Genomic DNA, 19,883 nt, shown 5'->3' on the forward strand with positions numbered 1-19,883 from the left:
GTCATCCTACGGCGTCACCACCGTCGCGCGATGATCGGAAATGACGTTTTCCCCTTCCCTTGCGCACGATCGCTCGCTACGCTTCCTGATCATCGATCACCCGGATCGATCCGGACCCGGAAGGCTCCCATGACCGACACCTTCGTGAGCGCTGAACTGGCCTCGCAGCCGGAGACCTGGCGTGCAGCCGCCGCGCTCCTGCCGACCTTCGTCGATGTGCTCCCCCAGCCGGGTGAACGCGTGGCCGTGATCGGCTGCGGCACGAGCTGGTTCATCGCCATGAGCTACGCCGTCGCCCGTGAGCAGGCGGGCCTCGGCGTGACCGATGCCTTCGCCGGGTCCGAGTACCCCGCGTCCCGCGAGTACGACCGCGTGCTCATGATCAGCCGCTCGGGTACGACGACCGAGATCGTCGACCTGCTGCAGGCCCTGCCGTCCCAGCAGACCGTCCTGATCACGGCCGTCGCCGACAGTCCCGCCGCGGCCGTCGCCGACCAGGTGGTCGCACTGCCCTTCGCCGACGAGCGTTCGGTCGTCCAGACCCGCTTCGCCACCACGACGCTCGCACTGCTGCGGGCGTCCCTCGGTGACGACGTCGACGCACTCGCTGCCCAGGCCGAGACCGCGCTGACGGTGCCCGTCGACGACCTGCTCGACGCCGAGCAGGTCTCGTTCGTCGGTCGCGGGGCAGCCGTCGGCCTGACGTTCGAAGCCGCGCTCAAGACGCGTGAAGCCGCGCAGTTCTGGGCCGAGTCCTACCCGGCGATGGACTACCGGCACGGTCCCATCGCGATCGCCCAGCCCGGCCGGCTCGTCTGGTCGCTCGGCACGGCACCCGAGGGCCTGGCCGACGAGGTCGCCGCCACCGGCGCCCGCTTCGTCCAGCACGACCTCGACCCGATCGCCGGACTCGTCGTGGTGCACCGGTTCGCCGTCGCCCTGGCCGAGGGACGCGGGCTCGACCCGGACAACCCCCGGTCGCTCACCCGGTCGGTCATCCTCACCTGATGGGTGGCGCAGGCGCGGTGCTCGGGGTCGACGTCGGCGGCACGGGCATCAAGACCCGGCTGACGACGGCCGACGGACTCGTCCTCGACGAGACCCGTGTGCCGACGCCGCGCGACGACCCGGATGCCGGGAGCCTCGCCGCCGTCGTCGCCGAACTGGCTGCACAGGCCACGCGACGGGCGCCGCTCGGAGCGATCGGGCTGGTGACCCCCGGCGTCGTCGACGAGACCCGTGGCACCGTCGACCTGTCCGTCAACCTCGGGTGGCGCGACGTCCCGGTGCGTGACCTCGTCCGCGCCGAACTCCTGCGTCAGGGGATCGACGTCCCGCTCGCCTTCGGACACGACGTCCGTGCCGGTGCCCTGGCCGAGGTCCGGGCCGGTGACCCGGCGCTCTCGCGGGGGTCGGTCTCGTTCGTGCCGGTCGGCACCGGGCTCGCGAGCGCTCTGGTGGTCGACGGCGTCGTCGTGTCCGGCGGTGGCTGGGCGGGGGAGATCGGGCAGGTCCGCATCCGGACCGGTCCGCACGCGGGCCATCGCGTCGAGGAGATCGCGTCCGCGGGGGGAGTCGCACGTCGTTCCGGCGCGTCGTCCGCTCACGCCGCCATGCTCCTGGTCCGCCAGGGCGACCCCGCAGCCCGTGCGGTCTGGGACGACTGCGTCGCGGTCCTGGCCGATGCGCTGGCCTGGACGACCGCGGTCGCCGGGAACCACACGATCATCGTCGGCGGGGGACTCGCCGAGTCGGGCCCGCTGCTGCTCGACCCGCTGCGCGACGCCGTCGCGGAGCGCCTGCAGGGCGTCCGTGCCCCCGTCATCGTCCCCGCCCGGCACGGCGACGCCGCCGGCGCGATCGGCGCAGGGATCCTCGCACGCGCGTTGCTCGAGACCGAGACCGGGGTCCTGCTGTGACGACCCTCGTCCGAGCCCGTCGCATCGTCACGGCCCAGGCAGACCTGCACGACGGCTGGCTCGTCATCGGTGACGACGACACCGTGCTGGCGACCGGCACCGGGTCCCCGATGCGCACGGACAGCGCCGTCACCGTCGACGGCGCGATCGTGCCCGGGTTCGTCGACCTGCACGCCCACGGGGCGCTCGGGCACGACTTCGCCGGGTGCCGCGCCGAGGACGCCCGCGCCGCCGCCGGGCACCACCGGTCACGGGGCACGACCACCCTGGTCGCATCCGTCGCCACGGGCGAGCGCGCGGACACCGCGGCGGCCCTCACCCGGCTCCGGCCGCTCGTCGCGGACGGCACGCTCGCCGGGCTGCACCTGGAGGGGCCGTGGCTCGCGCCCACCCGTCGCGGGGCGCACCGCGTCGACCTGCTGCACGCCCCGGACCCCGCCGAGGTCGACACCTACTGCGACGCCGCGGGTGGCGCCCTGCGGATCGTCACGCTCGCGCCGGAGCTTCCGGGTGCACTCGACGCCGTCGCCCGCTTCGTCGAAGCCGGGGTCGTCGTCGCCATCGGTCACACCGACGCCACCGCCGATCAGACCCGCGGCGCGGTCGACGCCGGCGCCTCGCTCGTCACCCACCTGTTCAACGGGATGCCCCCGCTGCACCACCGTTCGCCGGGGCCGGTCGGGGTCGCGCTCTCCGACGACCGTGTGCTGCTCGAGTGCATCGTCGACGGCCACCACCTCGACCCCGTGACCGTCGCCCTCGTGCAGCGCGGCGCTCCGGGCCGGATGGTCCTGGTCTCCGACGCCATGGCCGCGACCGGCTGCCCCGACGGGGCGTACACGGTGGCCGGATCTGCGGTGACCGTCCGCGACGGGCTCGCCCTGCTCGCCGACGGTTCGTCGCTGGCGGGCAGCACGATCACGGTCGCCGACGCCGTCCGCCTCCTGCTCCACGCGGGAACCGACCTGCCCGAGGTCGTCGCGGCGTCCGCGGCGCGTGCGGCACGCCTGCTCGGGGCTCCGGCACCGCTCAGCGTGGGCGCCCCCGCCGACCTGGTCGTGCTCGACCCGGAGCGCGGCAGCGTCCGAGCCCTGCCGACGGCGGTGGTCGCGTGATCCTCGTCGTCACCCCGAACCCGGCAGTCGACGTGACCTACCGGGTCGCCGAACAGCGCATCGGTGCGACCCAGCGCGTGCTCGAGGTCCAGCGGCGCCCCGGCGGCAAGGGCCTGAACGTCGGGCGAGTCCTCGCCGCGACCGGTGTCCCGACCCACGCCGTGCTGCCCCTCGGCGGCGACGGCGGGTACTGGATCGCACACGCCCTCGATGACCTCGGTCTCGCCCACACCGACGTCGCCGTCCGGGGCGAGACCCGCACGACCGTGACGGTGGTGGACGACCTCGCGCACCCGACGATGTTCGGCGAGCCCGGCCCCGTGCTCAGCCCCGACGAGTGGGACAGGGTCTCCGCCGCTGTCGAGACACTGCTCGACGGCGATGCGACCGGCGCCCCGCCCGCAGCTGCCCTGGTCGTGTCCGGCTCCCTGCCCCGCGACACCGATCCCGCGGTCGTCGCCCGCTGGGTCACCGCCGCTCGCCGCCGCGGTGCGCTCTCGGTGGCCGACTGCTCGGGAACGGCACTGCTGGCTGCCGCGTCGGCCGGCGCGACGGTCTGCAAACCCAACCGCGAGGAACTCCTCGAGGCCACGGGCGCCGACGACGAACGCTCCGGGGCACTCCGGCTCCTCCGGCTCGGCGCGACGGTCGTCGTGGTGTCGCGCGGATCCGACGGCATCGCCGCCCACACCGCCGAGCACGTGCTCGAGGTGCCGGCGGTCCCCGGGGTCTCGGGCAACCCGACCGGCGCCGGTGACGCAGCCACCGCCGGGCTCGTCAGTGTCCTCGTCGATGTGCTCGTCGGTGCTGGTCTCCCCGCGCCCGACGGCAGCGTTCCGGCCCCCGACGACACCACCCTGCTCAGAGTCCTGCGGTCCGCCGCCGCACACGGGGCCGCCGCCGTCCTCCAGCCGGTGGCCGGCGCGGTCGACCCGGCAGACGTCCACCGCTTCCTGTCCACCCCGCCCGCTCCCGCCCACGACCGAACGAGGACCCCCGCATGATCACCGACCTCGCCCTCACCGGCCTGCTCGACACCGCCCGGACGGCCCGTCGCGGGGTCGGTGCGTTCAACGTGGTGCTGCTCGAGCACGCCGAGGCGATCGTCTCCGGCGCCGAGCTGGCCGGACTGCCGGTGATCCTGCAGATCAGCGAGAACTGCGTCCGGTACCACGGCGGCCTCGCACCGATCACGACCGCGACCCAGGCGGTCGCACGAGCCGCCGACGTCGGGGTCCTCGTGCACCTCGACCACATCGAGGACCCCGAGCTGGTCGCGGCCGGCGTCGACCTGTGCGTCGACTCGGTCATGTACGACGGTTCGCACCTCGACTTCGCGGCGAACGTCGCCGCCACCCGCGACCTCGCGGCCCGGTGCCACGCCGCCGGTGTCGCGATCGAGGCCGAGCTCGGCGAGGTCGGCGGCAAGGACGGCGTGCACGCCCCGGGCGTCCGGACCGATCCGACCGACGCCGCGGCGTTCGTCGCCGACACCGGGGTCGATGCCCTGGCGGTCGCCGTGGGGACCTCGCACGCGATGCAGACCCGCGAGGCGTCGGTGGACCGTGACCTCGTCGAGCGTCTCCGTGCCGCGGTGCCGGTGCCGCTCGTGCTGCACGGGTCCTCGGGCCTGTCCGACGACGAACTCCGCGGCGCCGTGCAGGCCGGGATGACCAAGATCAACATCTCGACGCACCTGAACGGCCTGTTCACCCGCGCGCTCCGCACCGTGCTCGACGAGCGGCCGGACGTCGTCGACCCGCGCAAGTACGTGTCGGCGGGCCGGGATGCCATCGCCACCGAGACCGCACGACTGCTGACGCTCCTGCACGCCTGACGCGCGAGCGGAGCAGACGAAGCGGACAAGCACGCGCGAACGAGCGCGCGCGAACGAGCAGCGCGTCGGCGACGCTCAGCAGAGCGGGACGTTCACCGCGAGCCCACCCATCGCGGTCTCCTTGTACTTCGACGACATGTCCGCCCCGGTCTGCCGCATCGTCTCGACGACCTGGTCGAGCGACACGTGGTGCACCCCGTCGCCACGGAGTGCCATCCGTGCGGCGTTGATCGCCTTGTTCGCAGCGATCGCGTTCCGCTCGATGCACGGGATCTGCACCAGACCACCGATCGGGTCGCACGTCAGCCCGAGGTTGTGCTCCATCGCGATCTCGGCGGCGTTCTCGACCTGCTCCGGCGTGCCCCCGAGGACCTCGGCGAGCCCCGCAGCCGCCATCGACGCCGCCGAACCGACCTCGCCCTGGCAGCCGACCTCGGCGCCGGAGATCGACGCCCGTTCCTTGTAGATCGACCCGATCGCTCCGGCGGTCAGCAGGAACCGCACGACGGCGTCGTCGCGTTCGGCGGCGGGGGCGTCAGCGACCGTGGGCACGTAGGTGAGCGCGTAGTACAGCACCGCGGGGATGATGCCGGCTGCGCCGTTCGTCGGGGCGGTGACGACGCGGCCTCCGGTGGCGTTCTCCTCGTTGACCGCCATGGCGACGAGGTTCACCCACTCCATGGCGAAGAGCGGGTCGTGGTCGGGGTCCTCGCGGGTGAGCTGCTCGTGCCAGGTGGCGGCGCGGCGGCGGACGTCGAGCCCACCGGGCAGGCACCCGCCCCTGCGGACGGAACGGTCGACGCACGATTCCATCACGCCGTGGATGCCCAGCAGTCCGGACCGGATCTCGACGTCCGTCCGGGTGACGGCCTCGTTCGCCAGGGCGACGCCGCTGATCGGCAGGCCGGAACCGGCACACGCGGCGAGCAGCTCGGCGCCGCTCGAGAACGGGTACGGCACGGCGTCGTCGACCGGGATCGCGGCACCGGCGACCGCGGCCGACGCGTCCGCCGCGGGCTCGGCCGCCTCGTCCCGCGCGATGAACCCGCCACCGATCGAGTAGTAGGTCTCGTCGGCCAGGTCGGCACCGGCGGCGTCACGGGCGCGCAGCCGCATGGCATTCGGGTGTCGGGGCAGCATCGTCAGGGGGTGCAGGACGATGTCGGCGAGGCGGAACGGCACGCTTGCACCGCCGTCGAGCCGCAGGACACCGTCGCGTTCCAGGGCGTCGAGCGCGAGGACCATGGCATCGGGGTCGACGGTCTCCGGGTGGGACCCCATGAGCCCGGCGACGACGGCGCCGAGCGTGCCGTGGCCCTGCCCGGTCGACGCGAGGGACCCGTACAGGTCGACCACCACGGACGCGACGGGCAGGCCACGGACGAGGGTGGCGAACTCGGCACCGGCCCGCATCGGGCCGACGGTGTGCGAGCTCGAGGGGCCGACACCGACGCTGAACAGATCGAAGACGGAGACCGGCACGCCGCCACACTAACCCGTCCGGACGGACCGGTGCTCAGCGCCGCCGCCCGGGGCTGCTCAGCGCCGTCGACCACCCTCGGGCGGCATCACGAACCACAGCACGACGTAGGCGATCCACAGCGGCCCGGGGAAGAAGCTCAGGATGACCCAGACCACCCGGACCAGGGTGCGGGACAGGTTGAAGCGGTCGGCGAGACCGGCGCAGACGCCGGCCAGCAGACGACCGTTGCGGGGACGGGAGAGTGTGCTCATACCGACGACGCTACGCAACGCGGCCGGTCGAGGGCATCCGGGTCGCACCCCGAGCGTGGTGGGGGAAACCCCCGGACCGGCCCTGAGCAGCCCTGAGCGGCCCTGGGATCAGGGGATGAGGACGATCTTGCCGCGGGTGTGGCCCTGCTCGAGCTCCTCGAAGGCGTCCTGCACGCGGTCGAGCGGGTAGGTCGCGGCGACGGGCACCTCGATGGCGCCGTTCGCGACCTCGAGGGCGAGCGCCCCGAGGATCTCCGGGTCGGCGGTGTCCGCGCTGCCCGAGGCCTTCGCCCCGACCTCGGCGGCCTCGTCGAACGCGATGATCGTCTCGATGCGGTCGACCGGTACGCCGAGGGCGATGCCGAGCCGGACGTACTCGGCGCCGTGGGTGTCGATCACGGCGTCGACGCCGTTCGTCGCAAGTTCGGTGATGCGCTCCTGTAGCCCGTCGCCGTACGCGACCGGCCGTGCACGCTTGGAACGGAGCCACTCGTGGTTCGCCTCGGAGGCGACGGCGATGACGTCGATGCCCTCGTTCGCGAGCAGCTGGGTGACGAAGCCGCCGACCCCGCCGGCGGCACCGGACACCACGACGGTCTCGCCCGGACGCGGGTCGACCGCACGCACGGCTGCGGCCGCGGTCGTCGCGATGACGTCGAGGCCACCCGCCACGGTCCAGTCGAGCAGGCGTGGCTTCTGGACGACCTGGACTGCCGGCACGGAGACGTACTCGGCCTGGCTGGCGCGGTCCCACGACCAGCCGATGACCTCTTCGCCCTCGTCGACGCCGTCCACCTCTGCCCCGACGGCCACGACGATGCCGGCGAAGTCGGTGCCCTGCCCGGACGGCAGGTCGCCGCCGAACGCACCCTGACGGATGGCCGACTCCCCGGGGTTGATGCCCGCGGCGCGGACGCGCACGAGCACCCGCCCGGGCGTCACCTCGGGAACGGGCACCTCGGCGACGTGCAGGACCGATCGGTCACCCCACTCGTCGAAGCGGACAGCGCGCATGGTCTCCGGGATCTCAGTCATCGGAACCGACGCTACCCCGGAGCGCGGCACCCGGTCCGTGTGGACCGCTCCATCCCAGCGAGGACGAGGAAGGGAGAGGGTGCGAGACTGGGAGCATGCCCATCCTGAACAAGGACATGCAGGTCTGCATGTCGCTGGCCGCGCGACCGAGCAACATCGGCACCCGGTTCCACAACTTCCTGTACGACGAGCTCGGCCTCAACTTCTTGTACAAGGCGTTCACCACGACCGATCTGCCCGGCGCCGTCGCCGGCATCCGTGCGCTCGGGATCCGCGGTTGCTCGGTGTCGATGCCCTTCAAGGAGGCGATCATCCCGCTGGTCGACCACATCGAGGACTCCGCCGCCGCGATCCAGTCGGTCAACACGGTCGTGAACGACGACGGCGTGCTCACCGCGTCGAACACCGATTACGAGGCGATCGCCGCACTGCTCGCATCGCACCAGGTCGACCCGGCTTCGCGTGTGCTGCTCCGCGGTTCGGGCGGCATGGCCAAGGCCGTCACGGCAGCGTTCCGCGGCGCCGGGTTCGACCGGTTGACGGTCGTCGCCCGCAACGAGCAGACCGGCCCGGCCCTCGCATCGCAGTACGGGTACGAGTGGGTGGCCGACGAGCGTGCGGCGGGGGAGACCGACCTGGTCGTCAACGTCACCCCGCTCGGCATGCGCGGCGACCAACAGGACGCGGTCGCCTTCGCGCCGGAACGGATCGAGGCGGCGCACACGGTCTTCGACGTGGTCGCGTTCCCGTCCGAGACGCCGCTCGTCCGTGCAGGGCGCGCCGCCGGCAAGCACGTCATCACCGGTGCCGAGGTCATCGCCCTGCAGGCCGCCCGCCAGTTCGAGCGGTACACGGGCGTCGCCCTGACCGACGACCAGGTGGCGCGTGCCAGCGAGTTCAGTCGGGCGCAGTAGACGCAACCGGCGACGGTCAGGAGGCCCGTGGCGGCGCCGCCACGGGCCTCCCGTCCGTCCGCGGGGACGTCTCAGGCGTTCGCCGCGCGCCCCGCGGCGACCCAGCTGAGCCGGCGGATGCTCTCGCGGTTGCGGAACCAGATGCCGGGCTGCGCGATGAACCCGGGGACGAGCGATCCGGGTCCCGCGACCGGGTTCTCCCGCAGGGTGACACGGCAGCCCCGCGGGTGCGGTTCGATCTCGACCTCGACGCGGGCCTCGCCGACGGGCCAGCCCCGGGCCTGGATGACCAGCCGGCGCGGCTCGTCGTACTCCAGGACCGTCGTCGTGTCGTTGATGACGAACGGCCAGACGCCGAACGAGTGGTGGATCCGGGTGCCCACGGCCGGCCATCCGGGGTCCTCACCACGCATCCGCGAGGCGCCGACCACCCAGGTCGGGTAGAGCCAGCCGTCGCCGAGGACGTCGAAGACGGCCTCGGGGGAGCAGTGGAAGATGCGGACGTTCTTCGCCATGGTGATCAGCCTTCCGGGGTGAGGTCGACGTCCTCCGGCAGGCCGAAGGTGTGCCGGAGTGCGCTCTTCGCCGCGTGCCACCCGGCCATGCCGTGCACCCCGGGGCCGGGCGCGGAGGACTCGGAGCACAGGTACATGCCACCGCCCATCCGCCACGGGTCGCTGGACAGGACGGGGCGCTTGACGAGCTGCCAGAAGCTCGCGGCACCGGCGGCGATGTCGCCGCCGACGTAGTTCGGGTTGTACTCGCCCATCTGCACGGCGGTGCGGGAGCTCGACGACAGGATCGTGTCGCGGAACCCCGGCGCGAACCGCTCGATCTGGCGAGTGACGGCCTCGGTCGGGTCGACGTCCGACCCCGCCGGGACGTGCGCGTAGGCCCAGAAGACGTGCTTGCCCCTCGGGGCGCGGGTCGCGTCCACCACGGTCGGCTCCGCGCCGAGCACGTACGGGCGCTCGGCGTGCTGGCCGTGCGCCACGGCACGTTCAGCGGCCGCGATCTCCTGCCGGGTCCCGCCGATGTGCACGGTCCCGGCCTTCCGCAGCGACTCGTTGGTCCACGGCACCGGGTCGGACAGTGCGAAGTCGACCTTCGCCGCGGCGTTGCCGAACCGGAAGCGACGCAGTGCCCCACGCTTGGGCGTCGGGATCTGCTTGCCCGCGATCCGGAGCATGCCCGGCACGCTCGTGTCGAACAGCACCGCCTTCGCCGGGGTGAGGTCACCGAGTGACCGGACCTCCTGTCCGGTGACGATGCGGCCACCGTGCGCGACGAGGTCCGCGGCGAGCGCGTCGACGATCGCCTGGCTGCCGCCGATCGGCACCGGCCAGCCGCGGGCGTGCGCGTACGAGCCGAGTGACAGTGCCGCCGCGGCGGTGGACAGGGACGGCAGGTATTGGATTGAGTGCGCGGCGACGCCGGACACCATCGCCGGGGCAGCCTCGCCGCGGAAGCGCACGTTCCACGCGGCCGTGCCCTGCTCGAGCGCCCGCAGGCCGAAGCGCAGGACCGTCAGGGGGTGCCGCGGCACGTGCAGCAGCGCGTCGGTCGCGAAGTCGGCGACCTGGTCGGCGTTCTCCGCCAGCGGGGCCATCAGCTGCTGGAAGGCCGGCCCGTCCACCCCGAGCTCGGCGGCGGTGCGGTCGAGGTCCTGGTAGGCGATGCCGGCACGGCCGCCGTCGAGCGGGTGCCCGTACTGCACCTCGGGCAGGCGGAGCTCGATGCGCTCCTCCATCCGGAACAGCCGGAAGAACTCGGACTGCAGGGCCATCGGGTGCACGGCGGAGCAGACGTCGTGCAGGAAGCCGGGCAGGGTGAGCTCGGCCGTCCGGGCGCCGCCGCCGATCGTGTCGTTCCGTTCGACGACCTCGACCGACAGTCCGGCGCGTGCGAGCGTCACCGCTGCCGCGAGCCCGTTCGGTCCCGCTCCGACGACCACCGCATCAACCATGCACCGAGCCTAGGGACTCGTGACTGCGTGTGGTGTCGGTCAGGTGCGCGAGGTGTCGGGATCGGCCGGGTCCGACTCGTCCTGGTCACCGTCGGCGTCGTCGGGCTCGTCGGCGTCCGCCGGGGTCGATCCGACGGGGTGTTCGGCGAGCAACTCGGCGAAGTCCTCGTCGAGCATCTGCTGCAGGCGGTCGTCACGGCCGATCTCGTAGTCGTCGGCCGGACGCTGGGCCCAGCCGAGACGCCCGACGACCGTGGTGCCGATGTCGTCCCAGGCGCGGGCGCGGGCGGCGAGCACGATGCCGTCGACGAAGTGCTGGTCGTCGCGGCGCTTGTCGAGCATGGTGGCGAGCTGCTCGTACGTTGCCTCACGCATCCGGAGCTTCAGGTCGTCGCCCCGCCGGTAGTCGTGCTGGTGGCGGGAACGGCCCTTCTGCTTGCTCGAGGTGGAGCGGATGTCGCGCATGCGTGCGGCGTCGCCCCGCTGTTCCTCGGCCATGCGGTGGAGTTCCTCGCGGGTGGCCTCGGCGATGAGCGCGTGATCGAAGTACCCCTGGTCACGCAGGGCGTTCGTGATGATGCGGTTGGCCACCGCGATGGTGACGGCGGCCTTCGCGATGAGGAAGCCCTCGTCGACCGCCCGCTTCAGTTCGACCTGGCTGATGGGTCGATCGCGCACGTCGTGGTTGCGTCGTCCGAACAAGGCCATGCTCCGACGATACCGGCGACCGGTGTCGGTCCGGCTGCACGAGGGCGGCGGGCGTCAGAGCAGCAACCCGTACACCGCGACGTCGACACGCTCGGGGCCGAGCGGCAGCGCGCCACGCAGGGTGCCCTCGTGCGCGAAGCCGAGCCGCTCGGCGAGCCCCCGGCTCCGCGCGTTGTCGACCGCGGTCCGGATCTCCATCCGTGCGGACCCGCGTGCCCGGGCGACCCCGATCAGCACGGAGGCGGCCCGCCGGACCACGCCACGACCCTCCTGTCCGGCGTCCACCCAGTAGCCGAGCGACGCCTGGCCCAGGTACGGGTCGAACGTCAGCGAGGCCACCCCGACCACCTGGTCGTCCGCACGGATGACGCAGGGCAAGGCGCGGTCCATCGCGAACTGCCCGAGCAGCCGCTCGGTGTGCAGCGCGATGGTCTCGCGGGTCTGGGCATCCCAGGCCCAGGGCTCCGCGGCCCGCAGACGATCGGTGTTCGCGTGCACGAGTGTGAGCACCGGGTCGACCGTGCTCAGGTCGCGCAGTGTCAGCGTGTAGCCGTCACCGAGGTCGCGTCCGAACGTCGTCACCGTCCCGACACTAGGCACCCCTGCCTGTCACTCGTACCGGAGTGCCTCGATCGGGTTCTGCCGTGCGGCTCGTCGTGCCGGCAAGGTGCCCGCCAGGAACGCGATGAACATCACGACGAGGATGATCGTGGCGACCGAACTCGGCGCGAACTGCATGATCTGCAGGCCCGGCAGGTCCTTGAGCACCGTGCCGGCGAGGACGTTCGAGATGCCCGTGCCGAGCAGGATCGCGACACCGGCCCCGATCGCGCTGCCGAGGAACCCGATGAACACCGCCTCGAGCGAGAACAGGGTGTACACCTTGCCGCCGCCCATGCCCATGGCCTTCATCAGGCCGATCTCGCGGGTGCGCTCCTGCACGCTCATGAGCAGCGTGTTGATGATGCCGAAGCCCGCCGCCACCAGGGCGATGACGGCGAAGGCGTTCAGGACCCCGACGATGCCACTGATCACGGTCTGGAACTGGCCGAGCTGGTCCTGGATGGTCTGCCCGAGGAACCCGTCGGCGGCCAGGGACTCCTTGACCGTGGTGACGGAGGCGTCGGAGTCGAGCGTCGCGGTGGCGCTGGCGTAGGACGTCGCGATCGAGTCGGGCTTGCCGATCTCCTGCGCGGCCTGCATGGCGTCGGTCAGCGCGGCGTTCGCTCCGGCTCCGCTGCCGAACAGCGACTCGTTCTGCACGCCCACGACGGTGGCGGTGAGCGTGTGCTCCTTGCCCTGGTAGTCGTCGACGGCGATCGTGAGTTCCTTGCCGACGGCGGCGGAGGCGCTGCCGAGACCCATGTTCTTCAGGTAGTCGGTCGGCAGCATCACCTGGTTGGCGTCGGTCTCGTCGTCGAGCTGCCTGCCGCTCGCCAGGTCGGCGTCGAGCTCGCCGGCGTTGGCCGTGAGCGAGACGACGTACTTGCCGTGGTCGCCGTACTCGGCGTACTTCGGGGCGAGGGCGACCGCGGGGCGGAGGCTCGTGATGCCGTCGGTCTTCTCGATCGCGTCGACGTCGGACTGCGACAGGTACGAGAACGACGCCGGGCCGCGGTCGACGCTCTGACCGGACGCCTCGGGGTCGTACTCCGCCGGGCCGCTGTCGGTCGAGGTGGAGTCCACGGCCTTCGTGACGACCAGGGTGCCGTCGTCACCGATCGAGGAGACCTGGCTGTCGATGTAGTTGCTGACGCCCGTGCCGATGGCCGAGGTGAGCGTGATCGTGAAGGCGCCGATGAAGATCGCGATGACGGTCAGGGTCGTGCGCAGCTTCGAGCGGAAGGTGTTCGCGACCGCGGTGCGGAGCAGGTCGAGGAAGTTCATGCGGAGTGCCTTCCGTGGGTGGCCGACGCGTCGACAGTGTCGTCGGATCCGCCGACGATCAGGCCGTCACGGACGTTGACGCTGCGGTCGCAGCGTGCGGCGAGCTCTTCGTCGTGCGTGACCACGACGAGCGTGATCCCCCGCTCGCGCTGCAGCCCGAACAGCATGTCCTCGACCACCTGTCCGGTGTTCGTGTCGAGGTTGCCGGTCGGCTCGTCGGCGAAGATCACGCTCGGCTCGCCGACCAGCGCCCGGGCGATGACCACGCGCTGCTTCTGGCCGCCGGACAGGTCGTTGGCGTCGTTCTTCGCCTTGTCGGCCAGCCCGAGCGCATCGAGCGCCGCCATCCCCCGGCGCTTCCGCTCGGCACCGGAGACACCGGCGATCTTGAGCGGGAGCACGACGTTGTCGAGCACCGAGGTCTTCGGCGTCAGGAAGAACTGCTGGAACACGAACCCGAAGGTGCTGTTCCGGGTGCGGTTGACCTGCCGCGCTCCGAGTGTCGCCGCGTCGGTGCCGTCGAGCAGCACCTGTCCGGCCGACGGCTTGTCGAGCAGTGCGAGCAGGTGCATCAGCGTCGACTTGCCGGAGCCGGACTTGCCGACGATCGCCAGACTCTCGCCCTGGTGCACCGCCAGCGACACCCCCTTGAGCGCGTCGAACCGCGTCGCACCGCGGCCGTAGGTCCTGGCGAGGTCACGGGCCTCGAGCACGGGAGTGGTCATGGGTTCACCGTAGTGTCCGGTGCACGACTGCAAGTTTGCGTTTGCTGTAGATCATGTGACGTTCCGGTTACAGTCGGGCCATGCCCGACTCCGCGACGCCGTCAGAACTCGGTCTCCGTGACCGCAAGCGCATCGAGACCCGCAACCGCATCGCCGAGGCGGCTCGGTCCCTGGCCCTCGAGCAGGGCGTCGACGGCACCACGATCGAGCAGATCGCCGCGCGGGCCGACGTCTCCCCGCGGACGTTCTTCAACTACTTCGAGAGCAAGGAGGACGCGGTCCTCGGGCACACCGAGCTCGACCTCGAACCCGCGACCCTCGAGGCGCACCTGGCTGCCGTCGCGGGGGAGCCCGCGGCGCAGGCCGTCGTGGACCTGGCGTTCCTGGTGTTCGGGTCGTCGTTCGGCGACGAGCACGAGCGGCTCGAGCGCAAGGCCGTCATCGTGCGGTTCCCGCAGCTGATGCGTCGGCAGGTCGCGCGGATGACCACGGTCGCCGAGGCGATGACCGGCGCGGTGCGCACGATCCTCGAGCGCGACCCGGCCTGGGGGCCCGAGGCGGCGACCCCGCAGGCGGCCGAGATGCTCCTCGGCATGTGCATGACGGGGCTCCGCAGTGCCGCTCGGCACGAGGGGTCCGAACCGGAACAGGTGCGGGCCGCGGTGGTCGCGTCGATCCGTGACACGGCTGCGCGCATCGCCGCGGCCTGAGGCGCGACCACGAATGGACGGGAGGCCCGTGGCGGCGTCGCCACGCGCCTCCCGTCCGTCAGGCGGGTGCGTCGAGAACGGTCAGGGCTTCGTGATGAAGCCCTCCTTCACCATCCAGTCGAAGGCGACGTCCGCCGGCTCACGCCCCTCGACGTCGACCTGACGGTTGAGTTCCTGCAGCACCGCGTCCGTGAGCTTCGGCGAGATCTGGTCGTAGATCCCCTCGAGCTGCGGGTACTCCTCGAGCGTCTCCGAATCGATGACGGGCGCGACGTTGTACGCCGGGAAGAACCCCTTGTCGTCCTCGAGCACCGTCAGGCCGAGCGACTTGATGCGACCGTCGGTGGTGAAGACCTCACCGAAGTTGCACTTGCCGCGGTCGGTGGCCGTGTAGACCGTGCCGGTGTCGAGGATGCTGACGTTGCTGCTCGGCACCCCGTTCGACCCCGAACCGCCGAGTTCCAAGCCGTACTTCTTGAGCATCGGCTTGAAGCCGTCGGCACGTGAGTTGAACTCCGACTCCACGCAGAACGTGCGCTGGTCGACCGGAAGCTTGGTGATGTCGGAGAGCGTCTTGACGTCCCCGAGCTCCTTGACGGCCTCGTTGCGGACGGCGAAGGCGTAGGTGTTGTTCATCGGCGCCGGCTCGAGCCAGGTCAGCCCGTTGTCCGCGTCCTCCTGCTTCACCGCCGTCCACTGCTCGGTCTTGTCCGGGATGCCCTTCGTGTGGCCCATGAAGGTCAGCCAGGCGGTGCCGGTGTACTCGTACGTGAAGTCGGCCGCGTGCGAGGTCATGAGCTCACGGACCGCGACGCTGCCGGGCACGTTCGTCTCGTCGGTGACGTCGAACCCGGCGGCCTTGGCGGCGAGCACGGCGATCTTGCCGAGCACGAGCTGCTCGGTGAAGTTCTTCGACGTCACGGTGATGTGTGCGTCGGCCGGCAGGTCGTCGATGCGCTGGATGGAGCCGGCACCGGCCTCGGGCACGAACGACGTCGCGGGCTGCAGGCCGCACCCGGTCAGGACGAGGGCGGTGGCACCGGCGACGAACGCGGCGGCTCCGACCCGGGTGCGGGTGCGGCGGGTGCTGCGTGTGCGGCGGGTCATCGGAGTCCCTTCGGTCGTGCGACCGTCTCGACCACGCGGCCGAGCCAGTCGATGGAGAGGGCGAGCAGGGCGACGAGCAGGGCCCCGGCGACGAGCACCTTCGGCAGGAACAGCGTCACGCCCGTCGTGATGAGCAGCCCGAGTCCGCCCGCACCGACGAAGGTGGCCAGGCTCGCCGTGCCGACGAGCAGCACGAGGGCGGTCCGGATGCCCGAGAGCATCACGGGCACCGCGAGTGGCAGTTCGACGCGCATCAGCACGCTGAAGGCGCTCATGCCCATGCCGCGACCGGCCTCGACCAGTCGGTCGTCGACGCTCTGCACGCCGATCATGGTGTTCCGGAGCACCGGCAGGATCGCGTAGAGCACGAGCGCGATCACGGCGGACGAGCTGTTCAGGCCGAGCCAGGCGGCGAGCAGCACGATGAGGCCGACGGCCGGGGCCGCCTGCCCGAAGTTCGCGACGGCGAGCACGTACGGGCTCGCCCGGCGCAGCGGCCCGCGAGTGAGCACGACGCCCAGCGGGATGCCGATCACGAGCACCAGGACCGTCGACTGCAGCGTCAGCACGAGGTGCTGGCCGGTCAGGGCCAGGATGTCCGCCGGGTTGAGCGTCGTGCGCTCCGTCGGGGTCAGGTCCGCCGTCGCGAGCCACACCGCGAAGCCGGCCAGGACGACCAGGATCGCGATCGGCTGGAACAGCAGGCCCTTCCACGAGGTGCTCGCACCGGTGGCGGGGCCGGCAGCGGCGACTGCGCTCACAGGTCTTCTCCGGTGGGCATGGCCGACACCGGCGACGACGGCATGGTCTCGATCGGGTTCGTGTTCGTGCCGACCGGCGTGTAGGCCTGGTCGCCGGCGGCGGTCGCGCGGGAGCGGGTGATCGCCTCCATCACGGTCTCGACGGTGATGACCCCGCGGAACGCGTCACGACGGCCGGTGACGAGGGCGGCGCCGGCGCTCGAGACGAGCATGGTGTCGAGCGCGTCGTTGAGGGTCGCTGCCTCGCCCACGACGGGCAGGCCGGGCTCGATGCCGTCGGGGATGCGGTCGAGGCGCTCGAGCTGGCGGCGGGACGGCCACCCGATCGGACGCTGGCGGTGGTCGACGACGACGGCGTGCTGGTGCCCGCCGGCCTCGTTCATGCGCTGCAGCACGGCCTTGACCTCTTCGCCGGGCGAGCACGTCACGGCCGACTCGACCTCGACGTCGCGCACGCGGTTCAGTGTGAGCTGCTTCAGGCCTGCACCGGAGCCGATGAAGTTCTCGACGAACTCGTTCGCCGGCTCGGCCAGGATCCGCTCCGGGGTGTCGTACTGCACGATGTGCGCACCCTCGGTGAAGATGACGATCCAGTCGCCGAGCTTCACGGCCTCGTCGAAGTCGTGCGTGACGATGACGATCGTCTTGTGCAGCTCTTCCTGGATGCGCAGGAGCTCGTCCTGCAGGCGCTGGCGGGTGATCGGGTCGACCGCACCGAACGGCTCGTCCATGAGCAGCACGGGCGGGTCAGCCGCGAGCGCCCGGGCCACGCCCACGCGCTGCTGCTGCCCACCGGAGAGTTCGCGGGGGAACCGGTCGCGGTAGGTGTCGGGGTCGAGCGAGACCAGGTCGAGCAGCTCGTCGACGCGCGCCGCGATCTTCTCCTTCGACCAGCCGAGCATCTTCGGCACGATCGCGATGTTCGCCGCGACGGTCATGTGCGGGAAGAGTCCACCGGCCTGGATCACGTAGCCCATGCGGCGGCGGAGTTCGTCGCCGTCGATGCCGGTGACGTCGTCGTCGCCGACGACGATCCGGCCCTGGGTGGGTTCGATCAGGCGGTTGATCATCTTGAGCGTCGTCGTCTTGCCACAGCCGGACGGGCCGACGAGCATGACGATCTTGCCGGCCGGGATCTCGAGCGTGATGCCGTCGACGGCGGGCTTCGACTGCCCGGGGTACCGCTTGGTGACCTCGTCGAGCAGGATGCTGCGCCCGGTGACGTCCCCGTCGGGCGCGGTGGTGGTGGCGGAGTCAGTGCTGGACACGGATACCTCTCGAGATGGTCAGGCGGCCGAGGCCGATGAGGAGCAGGTCGAGGACGAGGGCGAGCAGGACGACGCCGACCACCCCGACCACGACGGAGAACAGGGCGTTGGCGCCGCCGAGGCGGGACAGCCCGGAGAAGATGAAGCCGCCGAGCCCGGGGCCGAGCGCGTACGCGGCGATGGCGGCGATGCCCATCACCATCTGCGCGGAGACGCGGACGCCGCTCAGGATGATCGGCCACGCCATCGGCAGTTCGATCTGCAGCAGGGTGCGGAACCGGCTCATGCCGATGCCGCGCGCCGACTCGACGACGGTCGGCGGGATCTCGGCGAGGCCGACGACCGCGTTGCGCAGGATCGGCAGCGCGGCGAAGAAGACGACCGTCACGACCGACGGCAGGACGCCGAAGCCGAGCGGGACGATGAGCAGGCCGATGACGGCGAACGACGGCAGGGTGAGACCGATGGCCGACACCCCGTTCGCGAACGCGGTCAAGCGCGGGCTGCGGTAGACGAGTGTGGCGAGCACCACGGCGATGACCGTGGCGAGCACCGTGCACTGGACGACCAGTGAGAAGTGCTGCCACGATGCGAACCAGATCTGGCTCCATCGCTCCACGACGTACTGGAACACGGGTGGGCGCTCCCCTTCCGGTCGGCTGAACTGCCCACAGATCGGGGCACGAGCTCGGCCAAAGCTACGCAGCAGCTGGACCGGTTGTACAACGCACATCGGCGCACACGATCGTTTCCCTCACATCTGCTGGGAGAACAACCCCTGGTCAGAGCACGGACGGCACGGCAACCCTGGGAGAACGGTAACGATCGGTCTGCGGGCTCGGCTACGCGTCGAGGTCGCGCAACCCCGCTCGCTCCGCGATGTCGACCAGCTGCTCGCGCCAGCGAACCCACTCCTCCGGCGACTTGTCGGCCAGGTTGCCGTCACCGTCGCCGGCCAGGCCGTCGAGCATCTCGCGCACGATGTCGGCGTGACCCGCGTGCCGCGCGGTCTCGTACGCCATGTGCACCAGGATCCGGTGCAGGGTGACGTCCCGGTGCCCCTCCGGCCACCACGGCACGGTCCCGGCGGCGCTCAGGTCGAGCGCCTCGATCGTGGCGTCGGCGTGGGCGGCACTCCGGTGGTGGAAGGCCACGATGTCGGCCATGGTCTCGTCGAGCGAGGCGTACATGTCCTCGCCACCCTCCGACTCGAGCCAGGCGGGCTGGTCCGGCAACGGCCGCCCGAACACCTCGCCGAAGTAGCGGGCCTGCACCCCGGCGACGTGCTTCACGAGCCCGAGGACGTTCGTGCCCGTGGGCGTCACGGGCCAGCGGGCCTGCCGCTCCGCCAGCCCGTCGAGCTTGGCCAGCAGGGCCGCACGGTGCTTCTGCAGGTACCGGTGCAGCGTCCGCTTCACCGCGGTGTCGGCGGCCGCGCCGTCCGCGGCCGTCGCGCCGTCGGCGCTCCGCGAGGACCCTTCGTCCGACAGCAGGGCGTTGCCGCTCGCCGCCAGCGTGCTGGTGCTCGCCGGGTGCACCTCGGGGATCGCTTCGACGTCGCTCATGCCCCCGATCGTGCCACCCGGAGCTCCTGCAGGCGCGTCGACTCCTGCACGGCGACCCGTTCGGCCGTCAGCAGCAGCCCGGCGACCTCGGAACCGGTGCGTGTCGGTGCGTCGTTCCAGCTCGTCAGGTCGCGAACCCGCCCCATCCGGATGTCCGGGGCGGGGCACCACAGCACGGGCTCGCCCTCCTCGCGGGCGAGGGCGTGCCACACGACGTCGAGCGCGTGCTGCACCCGGGGCGCGTGGACCGCGTGCGGTCCGCCGGCGGCGGACACGACCGCGCCGACCAGGCATGCGCCGACGAGCGGCCTGCCCTGCACGTCCATCGCGGCGGCACTGGAGGCCGTGCGCTCGCGGCCGTGCTCGTCGAGGTAGGCGAACCAGGCGTGCTGGACCCACCCGCGTTCGACGACCGCGCGTGCGTCGGAGAGCAGGTGGACGAGTTCGCCGAGTTCGCGTACCCGGTCGTCGACCCGTCGCGCGCGGGCGTCGGCGCGGCGGTCCGAGATGCGGTCGAGCAGACCGCGGAGACCGTGTCGCGCTGGTCGGACGGGGGCGGGGGAGGCGTCGGTGGCGACGTCGTGCTGGACGCGGAGCTCGAGGGTCATGATGGCCCCTCCGATCGGCTGTGC

Annotated in this window: 22 protein-coding genes; 7 read left to right on the plus strand and 15 right to left on the minus strand. The window is 71.8% G+C overall.

The window, feature by feature from the left end; all coding sequences use genetic code 11:
* Nucleotides 1-129 precede the first annotated feature (129 nt).
* The 5 genes from H7A73_RS02065 to H7A73_RS02085 are packed head-to-tail and all read left to right on the plus strand — an operon-like array spanning nt 130 to nt 4,871.
* Nucleotides 130-1,008, plus strand: coding sequence for an SIS domain-containing protein (locus H7A73_RS02065; protein ID WP_182064440.1), 879 nt, complete (start codon nt 130-132; stop codon nt 1,006-1,008).
* Nucleotides 1,008-1,919 carry an ROK family protein gene (locus tag H7A73_RS02070; protein WP_182064441.1) on the plus strand — a complete coding sequence of 304 codons (912 nt, stop codon included), beginning with the start codon at nt 1,008-1,010 and terminating at the stop codon, nt 1,917-1,919. The genes H7A73_RS02065 and H7A73_RS02070 overlap by 1 nt, the downstream gene beginning before the upstream one ends.
* Nucleotides 1,916-3,034: an N-acetylglucosamine-6-phosphate deacetylase gene (gene nagA / locus H7A73_RS02075; protein WP_182064442.1), complete on the plus strand. Its 1,119-nt coding sequence runs from the start codon at nt 1,916-1,918 to the stop codon at nt 3,032-3,034. The genes H7A73_RS02070 and nagA overlap by 4 nt, the downstream gene beginning before the upstream one ends.
* A complete protein-coding gene (locus tag H7A73_RS02080; RefSeq protein ID WP_182064443.1) occupies nt 3,031-4,038 on the plus strand; it encodes a 1-phosphofructokinase family hexose kinase in 1,008 nt (335 codons plus the stop codon). The genes nagA and H7A73_RS02080 overlap by 4 nt, the downstream gene beginning before the upstream one ends.
* A complete protein-coding gene (locus H7A73_RS02085) occupies nt 4,035-4,871 on the plus strand; it encodes a class II fructose-bisphosphate aldolase (RefSeq protein WP_182064444.1) in 837 nt (278 codons plus the stop codon). Before H7A73_RS02080 ends, H7A73_RS02085 begins: the two co-directional genes overlap by 4 nt.
* Nucleotides 4,872-4,946: 75 nt before the next feature.
* Here the strand turns inward: H7A73_RS02085 and H7A73_RS02090 are convergent, their stop codons facing one another.
* From H7A73_RS02090 to H7A73_RS02100, 3 genes are all read right to left on the minus strand, one after another.
* A complete protein-coding gene (locus H7A73_RS02090; protein WP_182064445.1) occupies nt 4,947-6,353 on the minus strand; it encodes an L-serine ammonia-lyase in 1,407 nt (468 codons plus the stop codon).
* Between the two features lie 57 nt (nt 6,354-6,410).
* On the minus strand, nt 6,411-6,605 hold the full coding sequence (locus H7A73_RS02095) for a PspC domain-containing protein (RefSeq protein ID WP_027466823.1): 195 nt from the start codon (nt 6,603-6,605) through the stop codon (nt 6,411-6,413).
* Between the two features lie 108 nt (nt 6,606-6,713).
* Nucleotides 6,714-7,640 (minus strand): NADP-dependent oxidoreductase, encoded by a 927-nt coding sequence (locus H7A73_RS02100; RefSeq protein ID WP_232749124.1) that lies wholly within the window; start codon nt 7,638-7,640, stop codon nt 6,714-6,716.
* A 95-nt stretch (nt 7,641-7,735) separates the two neighbouring features.
* Between H7A73_RS02100 and H7A73_RS02105 the strand changes: the two genes are divergently transcribed.
* On the plus strand, nt 7,736-8,554 hold the full coding sequence (locus H7A73_RS02105) for a shikimate 5-dehydrogenase (protein WP_182064446.1): 819 nt from the start codon (nt 7,736-7,738) through the stop codon (nt 8,552-8,554).
* A 71-nt stretch (nt 8,555-8,625) separates the two neighbouring features.
* Here the strand turns inward: H7A73_RS02105 and H7A73_RS02110 are convergent, their stop codons facing one another.
* The 6 genes from H7A73_RS02110 to H7A73_RS02135 are packed head-to-tail and all read right to left on the minus strand — an operon-like array spanning nt 8,626 to nt 13,840.
* On the minus strand, nt 8,626-9,069 hold the full coding sequence (locus tag H7A73_RS02110) for an SRPBCC family protein (protein ID WP_182064447.1): 444 nt from the start codon (nt 9,067-9,069) through the stop codon (nt 8,626-8,628).
* 5 nt (nt 9,070-9,074) lie between these two features.
* Entirely contained in the window at nt 9,075-10,520 is a 1,446-nt protein-coding gene (locus H7A73_RS02115) for a phytoene desaturase family protein (protein WP_182064448.1), read from the minus strand.
* Between the two features lie 39 nt (nt 10,521-10,559).
* On the minus strand, nt 10,560-11,228 hold the full coding sequence (locus H7A73_RS02120; RefSeq protein ID WP_182064449.1) for a hypothetical protein: 669 nt from the start codon (nt 11,226-11,228) through the stop codon (nt 10,560-10,562).
* A gap of 54 nt (nt 11,229-11,282) precedes the next feature.
* Nucleotides 11,283-11,810 (minus strand): GNAT family N-acetyltransferase, encoded by a 528-nt coding sequence (locus tag H7A73_RS02125; protein WP_182064450.1) that lies wholly within the window; start codon nt 11,808-11,810, stop codon nt 11,283-11,285.
* Nucleotides 11,811-11,837: 27 nt separating this feature from the next.
* Entirely contained in the window at nt 11,838-13,115 is a 1,278-nt protein-coding gene (locus tag H7A73_RS02130; RefSeq protein ID WP_182064451.1) for an ABC transporter permease, read from the minus strand.
* Entirely contained in the window at nt 13,112-13,840 is a 729-nt protein-coding gene (locus H7A73_RS02135; RefSeq protein ID WP_182064452.1) for an ABC transporter ATP-binding protein, read from the minus strand. Before H7A73_RS02135 ends, H7A73_RS02130 begins: the two co-directional genes overlap by 4 nt.
* 80 nt (nt 13,841-13,920) lie before the next feature.
* On the opposite strand from H7A73_RS02135, the gene H7A73_RS02140 reads away from it, so the two are divergent.
* The gene (locus H7A73_RS02140; RefSeq protein ID WP_182064453.1) at nt 13,921-14,550 is read left to right on the plus strand and encodes a TetR/AcrR family transcriptional regulator; all 630 of its coding nucleotides are present in this window, start codon (nt 13,921-13,923) and stop codon (nt 14,548-14,550) included.
* An 81-nt stretch (nt 14,551-14,631) separates the two neighbouring features.
* Here H7A73_RS02140 and H7A73_RS02145 read toward each other — a convergent pair whose 3' ends face one another.
* The 6 genes from H7A73_RS02145 to H7A73_RS02170 all read right to left on the minus strand — a co-directional run bounded on the left by H7A73_RS02145 (nt 14,632) and on the right by H7A73_RS02170 (nt 19,859).
* A complete protein-coding gene (locus tag H7A73_RS02145) occupies nt 14,632-15,657 on the minus strand; it encodes a glycine betaine ABC transporter substrate-binding protein (RefSeq protein ID WP_182064454.1) in 1,026 nt (341 codons plus the stop codon).
* On the minus strand, nt 15,654-16,418 hold the full coding sequence (locus tag H7A73_RS02150) for an ABC transporter permease (protein WP_111023383.1): 765 nt from the start codon (nt 16,416-16,418) through the stop codon (nt 15,654-15,656). The genes H7A73_RS02145 and H7A73_RS02150 overlap by 4 nt, the downstream gene beginning before the upstream one ends.
* Nucleotides 16,415-17,686, minus strand: coding sequence for an ABC transporter ATP-binding protein (locus tag H7A73_RS02155; protein ID WP_182064455.1), 1,272 nt, complete (start codon nt 17,684-17,686; stop codon nt 16,415-16,417). Before H7A73_RS02155 ends, H7A73_RS02150 begins: the two co-directional genes overlap by 4 nt.
* A complete protein-coding gene (locus tag H7A73_RS02160; protein ID WP_182064456.1) occupies nt 17,673-18,320 on the minus strand; it encodes an ABC transporter permease in 648 nt (215 codons plus the stop codon). Before H7A73_RS02160 ends, H7A73_RS02155 begins: the two co-directional genes overlap by 14 nt.
* Before the next feature lie 208 nt (nt 18,321-18,528).
* On the minus strand, nt 18,529-19,251 hold the full coding sequence (locus tag H7A73_RS02165; RefSeq protein WP_182064457.1) for a DinB family protein: 723 nt from the start codon (nt 19,249-19,251) through the stop codon (nt 18,529-18,531).
* Nucleotides 19,248-19,859: a hypothetical protein gene (locus H7A73_RS02170; protein ID WP_182064458.1), complete on the minus strand. Its 612-nt coding sequence runs from the start codon at nt 19,857-19,859 to the stop codon at nt 19,248-19,250. The genes H7A73_RS02165 and H7A73_RS02170 overlap by 4 nt, the downstream gene beginning before the upstream one ends.
* Between the last annotated feature and the right edge of the window lie 24 nt (nt 19,860-19,883).

The sequence above is a fragment of the Curtobacterium sp. ME12 genome, assembly GCF_903970855.1.
Lineage (GTDB): Bacteria > Actinomycetota > Actinomycetes > Actinomycetales > Microbacteriaceae > Curtobacterium > Curtobacterium poinsettiae_A.

Excerpts from the sequence above, each read along its gene's own strand:
- H7A73_RS02065 (WP_182064440.1), top strand. The coding sequence starts at position 130 with ATGACCGACACCTTCGTGAGCGCTGAACTGGCCTCGCAGCCGGAGACC.
- H7A73_RS02070 (WP_182064441.1), top strand. The coding sequence starts at position 1,008 with ATGGGTGGCGCAGGCGCGGTGCTCGGGGTCGACGTCGGCGGCACGGGC.
- H7A73_RS02085 (WP_182064444.1), top strand. The coding sequence starts at position 4,035 with ATGATCACCGACCTCGCCCTCACCGGCCTGCTCGACACCGCCCGGACG.
- H7A73_RS02095 (WP_027466823.1), bottom strand. The coding sequence starts at position 6,605 with ATGAGCACACTCTCCCGTCCCCGCAACGGTCGTCTGCTGGCCGGCGTC.
- H7A73_RS02100 (WP_232749124.1), bottom strand. The coding sequence starts at position 7,640 with ATGACTGAGATCCCGGAGACCATGCGCGCTGTCCGCTTCGACGAGTGG.
- H7A73_RS02105 (WP_182064446.1), top strand. The coding sequence starts at position 7,736 with ATGCCCATCCTGAACAAGGACATGCAGGTCTGCATGTCGCTGGCCGCG.
- H7A73_RS02110 (WP_182064447.1), bottom strand. The coding sequence starts at position 9,069 with ATGGCGAAGAACGTCCGCATCTTCCACTGCTCCCCCGAGGCCGTCTTC.
- H7A73_RS02115 (WP_182064448.1), bottom strand. The coding sequence starts at position 10,520 with ATGGTTGATGCGGTGGTCGTCGGAGCGGGACCGAACGGGCTCGCGGCA.
- H7A73_RS02120 (WP_182064449.1), bottom strand. The coding sequence starts at position 11,228 with ATGGCCTTGTTCGGACGACGCAACCACGACGTGCGCGATCGACCCATC.
- H7A73_RS02130 (WP_182064451.1), bottom strand. The coding sequence starts at position 13,115 with ATGAACTTCCTCGACCTGCTCCGCACCGCGGTCGCGAACACCTTCCGC.
- H7A73_RS02135 (WP_182064452.1), bottom strand. The coding sequence starts at position 13,840 with ATGACCACTCCCGTGCTCGAGGCCCGTGACCTCGCCAGGACCTACGGC.
- H7A73_RS02140 (WP_182064453.1), top strand. The coding sequence starts at position 13,921 with ATGCCCGACTCCGCGACGCCGTCAGAACTCGGTCTCCGTGACCGCAAG.
- H7A73_RS02145 (WP_182064454.1), bottom strand. The coding sequence starts at position 15,657 with ATGACCCGCCGCACACGCAGCACCCGCCGCACCCGCACCCGGGTCGGA.
- H7A73_RS02165 (WP_182064457.1), bottom strand. The coding sequence starts at position 19,251 with ATGAGCGACGTCGAAGCGATCCCCGAGGTGCACCCGGCGAGCACCAGC.
- H7A73_RS02170 (WP_182064458.1), bottom strand. The coding sequence starts at position 19,859 with ATGACCCTCGAGCTCCGCGTCCAGCACGACGTCGCCACCGACGCCTCC.